Source organism: Phocaeicola faecium (genome assembly GCF_014837055.1).
Classification (GTDB): domain Bacteria; phylum Bacteroidota; class Bacteroidia; order Bacteroidales; family Bacteroidaceae; genus Phocaeicola; species Phocaeicola gallinarum.
Genome location: NZ_JACSPQ010000006.1, coordinates 34,094 through 49,814, shown reverse-complemented (window position 1 = coordinate 49,814; position 15,721 = coordinate 34,094). Strand labels below are relative to the sequence as shown.

The following is a 15,721-nucleotide window of genomic DNA, read 5'->3' as shown; positions in this document are numbered from 1 at the left end:
TTCAGGATATTAGTTTTAATCTTTGTTTTGGGTCAGTTGCATCACTTTGTCGTAAAGTGCTTCTCCGTAAAGATTGGTACCTAAAATCTTACGGCTACGGTCTACCAGAATATTGGCAGGCAGACGCTTTATATTTTGTTGTTTGATGATTTGGTTCTCCCATCCTTTATTGTCGCATATTTCTATCCACTGTTCGCTATCGTCTTTACAGGCTGACAACCATGATTTTTCGTTGAAATCGAGCGACAAATTCAATACCCTGAATTCATCTTTGGGCAATCGTTTCACCTGTTCTGCCAGCGAATCGCGTCTTATTTTGCTAAGTTCGTTCCAGCTTGCCCAAAAATTAATCAGCGTATATCCTTCTTTCGAACTCCATGAAACATATTTACCGCTGCGGTCTTTACAAGAGAAATAGCTGACATTGGTTAATTGGGGTTCATTTTTCTGAGGAATGGTTTGCAAAACCGTGCTTAACACACGACAATCTTTTATATTTCCGCTCAACGGGTCAATCAGTCCCTTGATGCGTTCTACATCAGGGTCGGGAACTTGCACAAAGTAGCGGTCAATCAGATAAGCCGAGGCAAACGACTGGGGATGAGAACGGATAAAGTCTTCCGCCGCTTTACTCACTGCAGCCGAATCATGCTGTATGGATGCAATACGCTCACGAAACTCCTGATAATCGCGATTCGCTCCGTCGCCGCTGACTTCCGGTTGTTCAAAACTGCCTGTCAGTGTAACCCTATCGCCCTTATCGGCAAAGATAGGAATGGCTCTCCCCGCTTCGTCAACCAAACGGAACAAGTGTATTGTATCAGGAATGAGTTTATATAAGAATTTACCATCTTTCGGGTAAATGGTATCGAGTTTTACCTCCGGGTCATCGTACACGACAAGAATACGTTCCGACTTAAAGTTCTCAAGTTCACCCCGAAGTTCAAAATCCGTCTTTTTTTCACACGAGGAAAAGCAAGACAAAAGTATAATCAGCGTAAGTAACGGATAAAGTTTCTTCATGAATCTCTTATTTTCTGCGAATGTACACAATTTTATCAGAACCTTTATCAGAGCCTGTCTAAATTTTCCGATGAAGTCTTTTTATCCGCCCCTTTTTGAGTTTGTTTCCGGTCTGTTTCCCTGTTTTCATCCTCGAAAACAATTCTCAAACCGCAGGCAGAGCAGAATTAAAACAAACTCTATACTTTTCTGATTTTTGTCTCATATAAAAAAGAAAGCCGGGATACCTTTACAGCATCCCGGCTTCAATATCAAAGTTTATACAAGAATCAAATTACTTGATTTCGTTTGCGTATTTAGCAAACTCGCGGTCGTTCTGAGCGCTTGCAGCCAATGCAGCGTCTTTCTGAGCCACTTTATCCATGCTTGATTTAACCAAGTCGGCGTTGTTAGTTCTTGCACCAACGATAGCCATCAGGTAGTCAGTGTAAGCATCCGGATTCTTAACTGCGCTCAGTGTGCTCTTAGCCTTGTTATAGTCTTTAGCAAGGATTTGAGCCAAAGCAGCTGAGTTAGTCTTCGTATCACCGAAAGCCTGAACAGCGCGGTCGTACTGACCTTGTTTGATGTACAGGTTACCCAATGCTTCGTTTGCAGTGTCGGCACCAGTAGATTTGCTCAAGTAAGTTTCAGCTTCAGCTACGTTACCTTTAACCAATGCGCACAAACCGAGGTTTGTATTTACTTCAGGAGCGTTAGCGTTTTTGCTTGCAGCTTGTTTGAAGTAGTTTTCAGCAGCATTCAAGTCACCGGCAGCATAAGCCATCTGACCCAAATCGTTGTAAGCACGGTAATCGTTCGGATATTTCTGGATAGTTCTCTTATAGATAGCTTCCTTACGTGCGTTGTCCTGAGTCAGGGTAGCAGCGTACAGCAATTCGTCTACGCTCAAAGAATCTTCGTTAGCATCGAATGCAGCGTTGATTTCTTCATCGCTACGGCCGATAGCATCGTAGTTAGCTGTCAAGCGTGCACGACGCAACTGCGGCAGGATTTCGTCAGCCAAAGTCTTGTAAACAGAAGAAATGTTCTTGATTTCTGTTTCACGTTGTTCGGGATCAGAATACATAGAAAGAACACGCAAAATCAAATCTTTGTCTTGGATGTTTGATTTAGAAACCAATTCTTGGAAACCGTCCCAGTCTTGAGCTGTGTAAACAGCATCAACTTCTGTTTCGATTTTACCTTTCTTCAGTTGCTGGTTCATGTATTTTTCAGTGTTGTTCTGACGGTTTTTAGCCAACTTATCGTTCAGGTCCAAACCACCATCAGGTGAAGCGTAAGCAGAAATTTCGATGTTATTCAGCTTGTAGTTCTTCGTATCGCCGGCAACAGTTACCACTTGTTTGTGGAAATCTTTCAAGCTTTCAGACTTCAATTCGCTTGCGCGGAGGTTAGCCTGCTGGATCAAGAACATAATCTGAGCTTCTTTAGCCTGCTTGATGATACGCTGGTATTTATCGGCAGCATAAGCAGCGTTAGCTGATTTTACAGTAGGAAGTTCAGAAGTAGCGATTACACCGTCTGCGATTTTTACAGAAGGAATAGTGTATTCTTTCTTTCCTTTCTTAATTTTGAAATCCAAGTAAAGTTCTGATTTAGCCATTTCAGGAATGTAATCGAAAACGGCTTTCATCGTATAAGTACCACCTGCTTTGTAAGAGATAGTCTGGTCGTTTCCTTGTACTTTTTCGCCTTGGAACATAGCGGGCTGAGCTTTAGCTTCGCCTCCGTCCCATCTCAAAACCGGCGTAACTTCAACGGTTGCGTTTTTCTTGAAATATTTTTCAGGGAATTTTCCTGTAATTGTTACAGGTACTTTACCGCCAATCGCTTCCAGAACTTCGGGGTCTGTTGTGAAGTAGTCGGCAGACAATTCGCCCATCTTGCTACAAGAAGAAAGAGCAAGGACCAACAGTGCCACTAAGGGCAAATACAACTTCTTAATCATGATTGTTAATGTTTAGGTTTATATTATAAAATTTTTTCTCAAGTTTTGGTATGCGTCTAAGTTTTGTTATTTGGGGCAAAGATAAGAAAAACTATTATAGTTGTTAAACTTTATCTCTTTTTTTTTTAAACACTCATTAAAAAAAGATTAAAACGTTTTTTTCCAGAGCTTTTCCAGCCTGACAAGCATGATAAAACGACGATTTTAACTTACGTTTCAGGGCATCGGATCCGGAATCGGAAATCACTATATATAATAAATGTATAAGTAAACCAATCTCATGCTAATCAATTACTTCTCATGCCCTGCCTGACGGAACAAAAAACACGGCACGACAAAGTGTGAAACCTGAGTTTTTGTTGAGTTTCGGCATTGCCTGAACCCTGAAAAAACGCAAGCGGTAGAACCGGTCGGTTCTATGGGTAGCGTCAGTCAACGCTACCGCATGGAACGAGCAACACTAACGGTAGTGTTTTTCGGTATGTTCCGACAGAGAATTTCTTCCGTTGAAGCCGGTTTTACGGCTTGTTCTCATACAGTTCCCTGCTTCTTTTGTTCCTCGGATGATGTTCTATGATTTCTTCACGCAGGCGGTTGCGGTCGATGTGGGTATAAATCTCCGTAGTTCCGATGCTCTCATGTCCCAACATACACTGAATGGCACGCAAATTCGCACCGCCTTCCAACAAATGAGTGGCAAACGAATGGCGAAAGGTATGGGGGCTTATGCTTTTCTTCAGCCCGATCTGATTCGCCAGTTCCTTTATAATATGAAACACCATAATACGCGAAATGTTCTTGCCGAAGTTACTTATAAATACATAATCTTCGAATCCGGGCTTTATCACCTTTTCTCCCCGGACAAGAAAATAGTCGTTCAACTCGCTGACGGCTCGCGGAGAGATGGGCACAAGGCGTTGCTTGTTTCCCTTTCCTTCTACTTTTATGAAGCCTTCGTTCAAATATAAATCGGAAATCTTCAGATTACAGAGTTCAGACACACGCAATCCGCAGCTATACAACGTTTCCAGTATGGCACAGTTGCGCTGCCCCTCACGGCTTCCCCGGTCTATCGCCCCTATCAGGCTGTCTATCTCTTCCACGGTAAGCACATCGGGCAAGTGTTTCCCTATCTGCGGAGAGTCCAACAGTTCGGTGGGGTCTTGCCGGATGTAATCTTCCAGCACCAAGAACCGGTAAAACGAGCGTATGCCCGAAAGGATGCGGGCTTGGGAACGCGGATGAATGCCGATGTCATGCAAGCCTGCCGAAAACGTCTCCAGATTATCGGTCGTTACCTCGGTAAAGTCGATCCCCTCCAACGTAAGAAAAGCAAACAGTTTGTCTAAATCCGTCAGGTAAGCCTCTACCGTATTGTCGGATAACGCTTTCTCTAATTTGAGATATTGCTTATACTTTATTATAATCTTCTGATTTTTATCCTGACTTTTCATTCTTTTTTCGTACCTTTGTCCCAAATTTTTCGACAAAAGTATTAAAAGTTCAGAAAAATATACGATGATGAGGATACAAATTATCAACGGCCCTAATATCAATTTATTGGGGAAACGTGAACCTTCTATTTACGGCTCAGAATCATTCGAAGATTATTTGGTACGCCTCCGGGCACGCTACCCGGAAGTAGAAATAAGCTACTACCAATCGAATATAGAGGGGGAAATGATAAACAAAATACATGAAGTTGGGTTTAATTATGATGGAATCATTCTGAACGCGGGAGCTTACACACATACTTCCATTGCGCTGCAAGACGCAATACGTGCCGTAACGGCTCCGGTCATCGAAGTGCATATATCAAACGTACATCAACGGGAAGAGTTCCGTCATAAGTCGATGATATCATGCGCATGTAAGGGGGTGATTTGTGGTTTCGGACTTGATTCTTATCGCTTGGGAGTAGAAGCTCTTATAGTAAGGTAAAAAGTAATAATTAGTTTTTTATAATATGATGCTTAAACAAACAAAAATCGTTGCGTCCATCTCGGATTTACGATGTGACGTAGATTTTATCAGAGACCTTTTCAATGCGGGTATGAACGTAGTACGTATGAATACAGCTCACGCCAACCGCGAAGGCTTTGAAAGACTGATAACTAACGTGCGCGAAGTATCCAATCGCATTGCCATCCTGATGGATACCAAAGGACCTGAAGTCCGCACAACAGCCAGTGCCGAAGGTGCTATCGACTTTAAAACGGGAGACAAGGTCTGCATTGTGGGTAATCCTGAACAGGAAACAACGCGGGAGTGCATCGCCGTTACATATAAAAATTTTGTACAAGACTTGTCGGTCGATACCGATGTTCTGATAGACGATGGCGAATTACAGCTGAAAGTAACCGATAAAAACGAAAACACCCTGTTTTGCGAGGTTTGCAACGATGCCACTTTGGGAAACCGCAAAAGCGTAAACGTACCGGGAGTCCGGATTAACCTTCCTTCACTGACTGAGAAAGACCGCAATAACATTCTTTACGCTATCGAAAAAGATATCGACTTTATCGCTCACTCTTTTGTCCGTAACCGCCAAGACGTATTGGATATCCGTGAAATACTGGACGCTCATAACAGCGACATCAAAATCATTGCCAAAATAGAGAACCAAGAAGGCGTTGACAACATCGACGAGATTCTGGAAGTGGCAGACGGAATCATGGTAGCCCGTGGAGACTTGGGCATCGAAGTTCCTCAAGAACGTATTCCGGGCATTCAGCGCCATCTGATAAAAAAATGTATCTTGGCAAAAAAACCGGTAATCGTAGCCACTCAAATGTTGCATACGATGATAAACAACCCGCGTCCTACCCGCGCCGAGGTGACCGACATTGCCAATGCCATTTATTATCGTACGGATGCTTTGATGCTGAGCGGGGAAACGGCTTACGGCAAATATCCGGTAGAAGCGGTGAAAACTATGACCAAAATTGCAGCGCAGGCAGAGAAAGACAAAATGGAAGAAAACGATATTCCTATTCCGTTGACTCCCGAAAACACCGACGTTACCAGTTTCTTGGCTAAACAGGCTGTGCTTTCTACCACGTTGATGCCTATTCGCGCGATCATTACCGACAGTTTCAGCGGACTGACAGCACGCAATCTGGCTGCTTTCCGTGGCAAATATCCGGTTATGGCTATTTGCTACAAAGAAAAAACCATGCGCCATCTGGCTCTGTCGTACGGAGTAGAAGCCATTTACATGCCGGAAAAAGCCAACGGACAGGAGTATTACTTCACGGCACTCCGCAAACTGATTAACGATGGCGTACTGAATGAAAACGACATGGTGGCATATCTGAGCGGCGGAAAGAAGGGTACACATACTTCATTCCTTGAAATCAATCAGGTAGGCGATGTATTACAGGCAGGAGACGACTATGTATTGCCTAACCGCCACCGCTACTTATAAATACAGACAATGAAAGAAACGGACGCATTGGATGAATATATCCTTCGCCATATCGACGAAGAAAACGATTACCTGAAAGCATTATACCGGGCGACGCATGTAAAACTCTTGCGTCCCCGTATGGCTTCGGGGCATCTTCAGGGAAGGATGCTGAAGATGTTCGTACAGATGATACGTCCGAAACAAGTGCTTGAGATAGGCACATACAGCGGATATTCTGCACTGTGTCTGGCAGAAGGACTCGAAGATGGAGCCGTGCTCCATACATTCGAAATCAATGACGAACAGGAAGATTTTACACGTCCGTGGCTGGAGAACTCGCCGTATGCCGACAAAATAAAGTTCTACATCGGTGATGCCCTGACCATGGTTCCGCAGATGGATGTAGTATTCGACTTGGCTTTCATGGATGGAAACAAGCGTTTCTATGTAGAGTATTATGAGATGATTCTCAGTAAAATGCACTCCGGAGGATATATCATTGCCGATAATACGTTATGGGACGGACATGTACTCGAAGAAACTCGTCCTGCCGATACACAGACGCTCGGCATTAAAAAGTTTAACGACACGGTGGCTGCCGATACACGTGTGGAGAAAGTAATCCTACCGTTGCGCGACGGATTGACTATTATACGTAAGAAATAAATAAAAGAATTATGGAAACAACCAGACAAAATAAAATTGCCCGCCTGATTCAGAAAGAACTCAGCGAAATATTTTTGTTACAAACCAAGATGATGCCGGGCGTATTGGTGTCAGTAAGCGTAGTACGTATCAGTCCTGATTTAAGCTATGCCCGCGCTTATCTAAGCGTTTTCCCTTCAGAGCGTAGCGAAGAAATCGTTAAAAACATCAATGACAACATGAAGTCTATCCGGTACGAACTGGGAAAACGTGTACGCTTTCAGTTGCGCATCATCCCTGAATTGAAGTTTTTCGTAGACGATTCGCTGGATTATGCGGCACACATCGACGAACTTCTGAAAAAATGAACTTTTCTTTTTACATAGCCCGCAGGTATCTTTTCTCGAAGAAATCTCACAATGCCGTCAATATTATCTCTTGCATTTCGGTGTGCGGGGTAGCATTAGCGACAATGGCTATGGTATGCACGCTTTCGGTCTTTAATGGCTTTCAGGATTTGGTCTCCACGTTTTTTACGGCGTTCGACCCCGAACTGAAGGTCATGCCTGCTGTGGGGAAGGTGTTCGACGGGCAAGACCCGCGGGTGCTTTCCATCCGTCAGATGCCGGAAATAGAAGTCTGCTCCGAGTCGTTGGAAGACAACGCGATGGTGCAGTATCAAGGCAGGCAGGTGATGGCAGTAATCAGGGGAGTGGAAGATAATTTTGACAGCCTGACACCCATAGACAGCATCCTCTTCGGAAGGGGGGAACTGATACTGCATGACGAGGTGGCTAATTATGCCATTCCGGGTATTCAACTTCTTTCGGCACTGGGTACAGGCATACGCTTTCTCGACCCGTTGGAGGTGTATGCACCCAAGCGAGGGGCGAAGGTCAACATTGCCAATCCTTCGACTGCATTTACCACAGGAAACTTATTCTCGTCCGGATTGACTTTTGTCGTAGGGCAAGAGAAATACGACAATGCTTATATACTTACCTCGCTTGATTTTGCCCGACAGTTATTCCGATACACTACCGAAATAAGCGCACTGAACCTGAAACTGAAGGCAGGGGAGGACGTTGAAACAGTAAAACGGATGTTGGAAAAGCGGTTGGGAAAAGAGTTCGTCGTGCAAGACCGTTACGAACAGCAAGAAGACACTTTCCGCATCATGAAAATAGAAAAGTTGGTTTCGTACCTGTTTCTGATTTTCATCCTGCTCATTGCCTGCTTCAATATCGTAGGACCGCTTTCGATGCTGATTATCGACAAGCAAAACGATGTGATGTCTTTACGGAACATGGGGGCAAACGACCGCCAGATTACCCGTATTTTCCTTCTCGAAGGTTATATGATTTCTTGCTTCGGAGCTGTTTCGGGCGTGGTGCTGGGCATTCTGCTCTGTTTCCTCCAGCAGCAGTTCGGACTGATATCATTAGGCTCGTCGGGCAGTTTTGTGGTCGAGGCGTATCCGGTAAGCGTACATGCCGGCGATGTGATACTGATACTTCTCACCGTGCTTGCCATCGGTTTTGCCTCAATATGGTATCCTACACGTTTCCTTAGCAAACGTTTATTATAATCTATCTCCACTATGAAAACCATTTTTTTACAAACTTATCACTCGCCTTGCGGAGAAATCCTGCTCGGCTCGTGCGACGGACGGCTTTGCTTATGCGACTGGATGACAGACGCCGGGCGGAGAGAGGCGGTAGACAAACGCTTGCGTCACCTGTTGGATGCGGCGTTCGAGCCGGGTTCATCCGATGTCACAAGGCAGGCTTCCGAAGAGCTGGATGCGTATTTCGCTCATCGGCGGACGGCTTTCAACGTACCGCTTTTGTTTGCAGGGACAGACTTCCAGAAGCGTGTATGGAGTGAATTGCTCACGATTCCCTACGGAGAAACCGTCTCGTATGCAGAGCTTGCCCAGCGGGTGGGAAACCCGAAGGCAGTCCGTGCCGTAGCGTCTGCCAACCGTATGAATGCGCTTTCCATCTTCGTGCCTTGCCACCGCGTCATAGGCAGCAACCACCAACTTACGGGATACGCCGGAGGACTTCAGGCTAAGGCGTATTTGCTGAACTTGGAACAAGAAAACATGAATCTGTTTAATCCTTATAAAGTATGAATGCAATAATCGAAAACATGAAAACGCGCCGCAGCATACGCGGTTATAAACCCGACCGGATGCCGGCACGTGAGTTGATAGAACAGGTGATAGAGGCTGGTACATACGCACCTACGGGCAGGGGTATGCAATCGCCTGTTATTGTTGCCGTTACAAACAAGGCTGTACGCGACCGTTTGTCGAAACTGAACGCCGAGGTGTTAGGAACAACTTCCGACCCTTTCTACGGCGCACCCGTGGTACTTGTGGTATTGGCAGACCGCAACCGGCCTACGTATCTTTACGATGGTTCATTGGTGATGGGAAACCTGATGAATGCGGCACACGCCGTAGGCTTGGGAAGTTGCTGGATTCACCGTGCCAAAGAAGTATTCAATTCGCCCGAAGGCAAAGAGCTATTGAAAAAGTGGGGGATTGAAGGCGATTACGAAGGCATCGGACATTGCGTTCTTGGCTATCCTGCCGATGAAAACGCACCGGCGGCCAAGCCCCGCAAACCGGATTACACGGTATGGGTAGAGTAGGGTAACTCGTTTATACACAATCTGATAGAATAACAAAAAACGTGGATGAATTCAGAAAAGAATACATCCACGTTTTTTTGTTTATTTTCTACCCATAGGAACGGTCAACGCTACCCATAGAAACAACTAACGCTCCGAATAGAAATACTCATCTCTATGGGTAGAAATTTTACCTGTTATTCCACCGGAATCAGTTCGGCACGGTAGGTAGGTCCGTTCAGATACAGACGGACGGTATAACGGCCCGGAGATGCAGTTATATTACCACCATCGTATACCAATTCATCCAAACTGCCACCCAACGAATAATCCCAAGCACCATCCTGACGGAATTTGAATTGTCCGGCAGAGAATTCTACGTCAGCTTCCAAAGCTCCGGTAGACGAATTATAAGTCAACTGTACTTCTGTTTTCCATTCTGAATCGAAAACAGAACCCACGATTCCCCATGTACAAGTACGGAGCGAATAAGTCATCGTATTCAGATTCGCATCTATCTGATAGAATCCGGGAGTTGCAGTGATGTTTCCTCCACCTAACGCCAACGTGCCGCTTCCGCCACCGTAATTTGGGTCAGCCCATGAGTCGGTAGTCATAAACTTAAATTGCGTGTTCAACTGTGCATAGCCGTGGAATATCATGCCTGCTTCATCGGTAGCGATAAGGCGGGGCGCATCGTCGTTGGCAGCCCATCCATTATGGTCGCCCACTACATACATTGTTTTCGGCTCAAGCGAAACCTCCATGTAGTAAGGCAAGTAGCGGATTTCTACCGGTTCGGAATAGGCTTCGTAACCCGATACCGTTGAGATAGACGACATGATGCGCACGAAAACAGTCTGTTCGGTAGTGGGGAAGGTCTCCGCATCGAACCATTCATTTAAGATAATGAGCGAGCGGTCCATCTCAGCCGCACTTATTTTCAGCTGGTTGGTAGAATAAGTAGCTTCCAGCGTAACATACGAAGCTGCGTTTTCTCCTTCGGCATCTACCCAGTTATTATCTTTGTTGATTTGCACCGAATAAGTAACGGCTGCGCTGTAACCGTAATCAGGAACATCGCACGTCCAGTCGATCGTCTCAATGTTCTGCAAGTCGTATACAGTTTCCGTAGAGGCATTCAGTGTGAAAGTCTCCGGATGAAGAATGGTAGGATTATCGTCTCTATCGTCTTGGCAGGAACTGAAAGCCAGCATTCCGGCAAGACAGTAAGCAAATATATTCAGTTTTTTCATAATGTTTATCAGTAAGGTAAGTTATTAATATCCGGGGTTTTGGTCCAAATTACCGTTCACGTTCATGTCTGATGACGGGATGGGGAAGAGGTTGTAATTCGAGCTGACAGCCGTACCGTTTGCCGTACCGCCTTTCCAGTCCCATACATAGCCGCTTCCGGTAAAGTATCCGTAACGTACCAAGTCGGTTCTTCTTTGTCCTTCAAAGTAAAATTCGCGGGCTTTCTCGTCCAAAATCTGGTCGAGCGTAACAGACTGAAGTTCGGTAGCGTGAGCACGGCGGCGCAAAGTATTCACAGCCTCTAATGCGTCTTTCTGCGAACCTCCGTTGCGCAACGTAGCCTCTGCCAGTGTCAGGTAAGCTTCAGCCGTACGGAACAGCGGAGCATCGGTATCTACCCACGTAGCATCGTGTGAGGGTTGCCCGTCGGAACGTACATTCGTCCATTTGGCGATAGAGAAACCTTCTTTAAAGGTAGTCGGCTTGGTGATTTCCAGCGTGCGTTCGTCACTGGACGTACCTGAGAAGAACAAGGCGCGGTCATCGTTTGCGGCAGCAACCATTTGAGTTTCATCCACTCCCAGCGGAGCGTCGCTATCGTTCGGGAAGAACTTATTAACCAAAGCCTTGCGCGCTCTTACGCCTCCCCAGCCTTCTGAAGTGCCCCACGGGGTCATGCCCGATGTATGGGTAGCAGCGATGGCAAACTGTGCGCCACCGTATGAGCGTGCGTTTGCTCCGTCCAAGCGGATGGGCAGGATGATTTCTTTCAGGGTTTCTTCGTTCTCGTCGTTATCTGCCATAAACAGTTCCTTGTACGTATCTGCCAGTCCGTAGTCTGAGCTGATAACCTTTTGCGCATACGTAATGGCATCTGCCCAACGAGCCGTTCCGGTGTACACTTCGGCATTCAGATACATACGCGAAAGCAACAGCCATGTGCAGGCTTTGTCTACCTGACCGAACTGTCCGGTACGCGGGTCAACCAAGTCGCTCTCTATTTCTTTCAGTTCATTTTCAAGATAATCAAACAAATCGGCACGCTTGATTTGCTGAGGAGCTTCGTTTAAAGATACGGTTTCGGTAAACGGCGGATTACCGTATGCATCCATCAGGTAATAATAGTTCAAGGCGCGGAGAAAGCGTACTTCAGCCCGCTGACGCACGGTTTTTTCGTCGGTCAGTTCGGCAGTTCTTTCCATGAAGTGATTACACAGCGTAACATCGTACATCAAACGGCTGTAAAAACCGGTCAGCGGAAGGTTGGAAGAACCCCAGTTCATCTGATAAAAGTCGGGGATACCTGCGTCTGTCCAGCTACAGATTACTTCGTCGGTAGGATACTCGTAAGCGGTAAGAATCATGCGGTAGAAAGGTGACGCACTACCTTCATCAACACCGGCTACATCGCCCGAACCGGCAGCTCCCTGCTGTCCGGTAAGGCTCAACGTGGCATATATCTTATTGTAAACCTCATCTTGCGAAAATTCTTCGGTTACTTGCGGATTTATCGGACTGATGTCCAAATCATTTAAACAAGATCCCAAGCTGCACGCAACTGCTATTGCAGTCAACGGAATCAATGATTTTAATCTATTGAATGTCATAATAATAGTTTGCTTTTAAGTTTAACATGATTAGAATTGAAGGCTCAAACCGATAAGGAAGGTTACCGGACGCGGGTAGATGTTATTGTCGATACCCGGAGTGTCGGCAGACCCTTGTACTTCGGGGTCAAGACCATCGTAACCGGTGATTACGAACGGATTTTGTACAGTGGCATAGATACGTCCGCCCACTCCGTTATAACCGTTTGTTTTAAACAGGTTCTGGAATGAATATCCCAACGTAATGTTATCGCAGCGCAAGAATGATGCGTTCTGTACAAAATAGTCGGACATGTAGTAGTTACCTACTCCGCTGAATCCCAAATCGAGCGCAGCCGTCGGACGGTTTGAATAGAATCCGGAAGTAGACCAAATACCGGTAGTGCTTACGTCAGAACGGTTTGCCAATACGTCGTTATAAACATAGTTACCGATGCTTGCACGGAGTGCGAAACTGAAGTCCCAGTTCTTGTAAGTCATCTTCGAGGTCAATCCCATCAATACATCGGCACTGGGTTTCTTGTAGATATAGCGGTCGCTGTCGTTAATCATTCCATCGTGATTACGGTCAACAAACGTGTTTTCAACCGGTTTTCCGTTTTCATCATACACCTGTTGATAAACGTAGAAAGAAGAAGCGGCATAACCCACCTTATGAGCCTGAATGGTAGAACCCGTAGCAGTAGAGATACCTCCTGTTGCCACGTAATAATCAGAATCATCGGAAGCGGTCAGTTTGGTAATCTTGTTGTTGTTCCACGTAATGTTATATCCCAAATCCCAAACAAAGTCATCGGTTACAATGGGTTTGGCGTTGATTGAAAATTCCACACCCTGATTACGGAGCGAACCTACGTTGCTGGTAAGCATGTTACTGAAGTTCATTCCCGTAGGGATATAAACCGTATTAATCAAGTCGTTTGTTTCGCGGTAGTAGTAATCCAACGTACCGGTGATACGTCCGTTCAAGAAACCGAAGTCGATTCCGGCGTTCCAAGTAGTGGTTTCCTCCCATTTCAAATCGGGGTTATACGCACCCGGACGTAAAGTAGTAAGATACTGGTCGCCCATAGGCAGGTAAGCAAACTCACGGTTGGCAGTATAAAGCGCCATGTAAGGGAAGTCCATCGTATTGCTCAAGTTCTGCTGTCCGGTAATACCCCATCCCAAACGGAGCTTCAAATCAGATAAGAAATCAACATCCTGCAAGAAACTTTCTTCTTTCATCTTCCATCCGAATGCGAACGACGGGAAAGTACCCCAACGGTTGTTGCTGTCGAAACGTGATGTACCATCCTGACGCAGCGTAGCGGTAAGCAAATAGCGGTTCAAGAAAGTATAATTGATACGGCCGAAGTAAGAAAGCAACGTGCTATGATAACCATAAGCCGTATTATCTCTTTTTCTTTCATCGTAAGCATCGCCGGTAACGGGGTCGGTACCCTGACCAATCTCATATCCGGTACGGTGGAAGTGTTGCTCTTCCATACCCACCATTACATCCAAAGCATGTTTGCCTTCGTTGAAATCTTTGATATATTGCAAATAAGCACTTCCTGAAAGGTTATACTTATACTCGTAAGAAGTTCCATTCCATCCGTAGTAGTTGTTTGAGTAAGAATACGGAGAAATGATGGTAGTCTGACGTCCTTCCGAATAATCGGCACCTAAATTGGCGTGGATACGCAAATCGGGCAAGAAATGGAACTTATAGTCAACTTCGATATTCCCTATAAAACTCTTTGATTTGGCTTGATCGTCTTTCAAGTCGAGCAAAGCCACCGGGTTCTGCGGAGCCAGTGAATTCTTAGTAAGCAACCAATCAGGATTATTAAATTCGGCTTTTGTACTCCATTGGTAGTAACCGCCGAATACATTCGTACTGTTATCGTATACCGGACGTGTGGGGTCCATCGTAATGGCTGAACCTACTACTCCTCCGTCGGCATATTGGTTCCAAGCCACCATGCTCTTGGCATTGATGTTAAACTTCAAATAATTATCGAAGAACGCCGGAGCCAAGTTCACTGATGCCGTGAAACGTTCGAAATTAGAAGTCTTGATAATACCGTTTTGGTTGGTATAGCTCAACGATACACGGTAAGGCATGTTCTTCAATCCGCCCGAAATAGTAATGTTATGGTCGTGGCTTATGGCAGTGCGGTAAATTTCATCCTGCCAGTCGGTATTTGCTGTTCCCAACTCATGAGGCAACTTTTCTTCGCCATACAAATTGGTTACATACTCACGGTATTCGTCGCCTGTCATTACATCCAATTTAGAACGCAGTTTACCGAAAGAAACGTTTCCGTCGTAGCTAACCTTCGGTGCTGAACCGGCACTTCCTTTCTTGGTGGTGATGATGATGACACCGTTTGATGCACGCGAACCGTAGATGGCAGTAGCCGAAGCATCTTTCAATACGGTAAAGGTCTCGATATCATTCGGGTTGACCAATGAAAGCGGATTCGACATACCTTTCACACCGTCGTTATCCATCGCCAAACCATCGATGACAATCAGCGGGTCGTTGCTGGCGTTCAGTGAAGAACCTCCACGGACACGTATCGTAGCTCCTGCACCCGGAGTACCACCCGTAGACACTACATTCACACCGGCTATCTTTCCGGTAATCATGTCTTGCGGAGATGTTGTGATACCTTTACTAATCTTATCGGGTTTGATAGCCGTAACCGAACCGGTGGCATCGTCTTTCTTGACCGTACCGTAACCGATAACCACCACATCGTCCAGCAGCTGGCTGTCGTCTTTCAAAATCACATTCATATTAGCAGCAGCAGGAAGTTCCTGAGGCTGATAGCCGATAAACGAAATAACAATGATATCTCCCTTATTGGCAGTTAGTGTAAAGTTTCCGTCGAAATCGGTAATCGTACCGTTCGTTGTTCCTTTTACTACTACGTTTGCTCCGATAACAGCTTCTCCCATGTTATCTTTTACCACTCCTGTCACTGTAAGGCTTTGTGCAAAGGCTTGCACGGATAATAACATGCCTAACATCATTGCTATCAGGAGCTTATTCCGTTGTTTGATAGTTTCTATTTTCATATTATTAAATTAAGTTTTATTATTAATCTGTTCTAATTCGTATATGATAAGACCTATTGAAAAAGCAAGTGTGTGTTATTCTGAAAGGAAGGAAGCAGCCTCCGCGTCCCTCCGTACCTG

13 protein-coding genes are annotated in these 15,721 nt (G+C 45.5%); 7 read left to right on the top strand and 6 right to left on the bottom strand.

Features of this window, described 5'->3' with window-relative positions; translation table 11 throughout:
* Nucleotides 1–15: 15 nt before the first annotated feature.
* From H9626_RS07810 to xerD, 3 genes are all read right to left on the bottom strand, one after another.
* Nucleotides 16–1,023 carry a thioredoxin-like domain-containing protein gene (locus H9626_RS07810; RefSeq protein WP_191710128.1) on the bottom strand — a complete coding sequence of 336 codons (1,008 nt, stop codon included), beginning with the start codon at nt 1,021–1,023 and terminating at the stop codon, nt 16–18.
* A gap of 274 nt (nt 1,024–1,297) precedes the next feature.
* On the bottom strand, nt 1,298–2,974 hold the full coding sequence (locus H9626_RS07805) for a tetratricopeptide repeat protein (RefSeq protein WP_191710127.1): 1,677 nt from the start codon (nt 2,972–2,974) through the stop codon (nt 1,298–1,300).
* A 518-nt stretch (nt 2,975–3,492) separates the two neighbouring features.
* Entirely contained in the window at nt 3,493–4,428 is a 936-nt protein-coding gene (gene xerD / locus H9626_RS07800; RefSeq protein ID WP_191710126.1) for a site-specific tyrosine recombinase XerD, read from the bottom strand.
* A 67-nt stretch (nt 4,429–4,495) separates the two neighbouring features.
* Between xerD and aroQ the strand changes: the two genes are divergently transcribed.
* Genes aroQ through H9626_RS07765 form a run of 7 tightly spaced genes read left to right on the top strand, consistent with a single transcriptional unit; the run spans nt 4,496 to nt 9,689 of the window.
* Complete coding sequence (gene aroQ / locus H9626_RS07795) at nt 4,496–4,915, top strand: type II 3-dehydroquinate dehydratase (RefSeq protein WP_178256572.1); 420 nt, start codon at nt 4,496–4,498, stop codon at nt 4,913–4,915.
* Nucleotides 4,916–4,940: 25 nt separating this feature from the next.
* Nucleotides 4,941–6,401 carry a pyruvate kinase gene (gene pyk, locus H9626_RS07790; protein WP_178256563.1) on the top strand — a complete coding sequence of 487 codons (1,461 nt, stop codon included), beginning with the start codon at nt 4,941–4,943 and terminating at the stop codon, nt 6,399–6,401.
* 9 nt (nt 6,402–6,410) lie between these two features.
* Nucleotides 6,411–7,049, top strand: a complete 639-nt coding sequence (locus H9626_RS07785; RefSeq protein ID WP_178256564.1) for an O-methyltransferase — start codon at nt 6,411–6,413, stop codon at nt 7,047–7,049.
* Between the two features lie 11 nt (nt 7,050–7,060).
* Nucleotides 7,061–7,396, top strand: coding sequence for a 30S ribosome-binding factor RbfA (rbfA, locus tag H9626_RS07780; RefSeq protein WP_178256565.1), 336 nt, complete (start codon nt 7,061–7,063; stop codon nt 7,394–7,396).
* Nucleotides 7,393–8,616: an FtsX-like permease family protein gene (locus tag H9626_RS07775; RefSeq protein WP_191710125.1), complete on the top strand. Its 1,224-nt coding sequence runs from the start codon at nt 7,393–7,395 to the stop codon at nt 8,614–8,616. Before rbfA ends, H9626_RS07775 begins: the two co-directional genes overlap by 4 nt.
* A gap of 12 nt (nt 8,617–8,628) precedes the next feature.
* A complete protein-coding gene (locus H9626_RS07770) occupies nt 8,629–9,165 on the top strand; it encodes a methylated-DNA--[protein]-cysteine S-methyltransferase (protein ID WP_191710124.1) in 537 nt (178 codons plus the stop codon).
* Entirely contained in the window at nt 9,162–9,689 is a 528-nt protein-coding gene (locus tag H9626_RS07765) for a nitroreductase (protein WP_178256568.1), read from the top strand. Before H9626_RS07770 ends, H9626_RS07765 begins: the two co-directional genes overlap by 4 nt.
* 176 nt (nt 9,690–9,865) lie before the next feature.
* Here H9626_RS07765 and H9626_RS07760 read toward each other — a convergent pair whose 3' ends face one another.
* The 3 genes from H9626_RS07760 to H9626_RS07750 are packed head-to-tail and all read right to left on the bottom strand — an operon-like array spanning nt 9,866 to nt 15,601.
* Complete coding sequence (locus tag H9626_RS07760; RefSeq protein ID WP_178256569.1) at nt 9,866–10,924, bottom strand: SusE domain-containing protein; 1,059 nt, start codon at nt 10,922–10,924, stop codon at nt 9,866–9,868.
* Nucleotides 10,925–10,948: 24 nt separating this feature from the next.
* The gene (locus tag H9626_RS07755; protein WP_178256570.1) at nt 10,949–12,532 is read right to left on the bottom strand and encodes a RagB/SusD family nutrient uptake outer membrane protein; all 1,584 of its coding nucleotides are present in this window, start codon (nt 12,530–12,532) and stop codon (nt 10,949–10,951) included.
* Nucleotides 12,533–12,562: 30 nt separating this feature from the next.
* Nucleotides 12,563–15,601: a SusC/RagA family TonB-linked outer membrane protein gene (locus tag H9626_RS07750; RefSeq protein WP_191710123.1), complete on the bottom strand. Its 3,039-nt coding sequence runs from the start codon at nt 15,599–15,601 to the stop codon at nt 12,563–12,565.
* Nucleotides 15,602–15,721 lie beyond the last annotated feature (120 nt).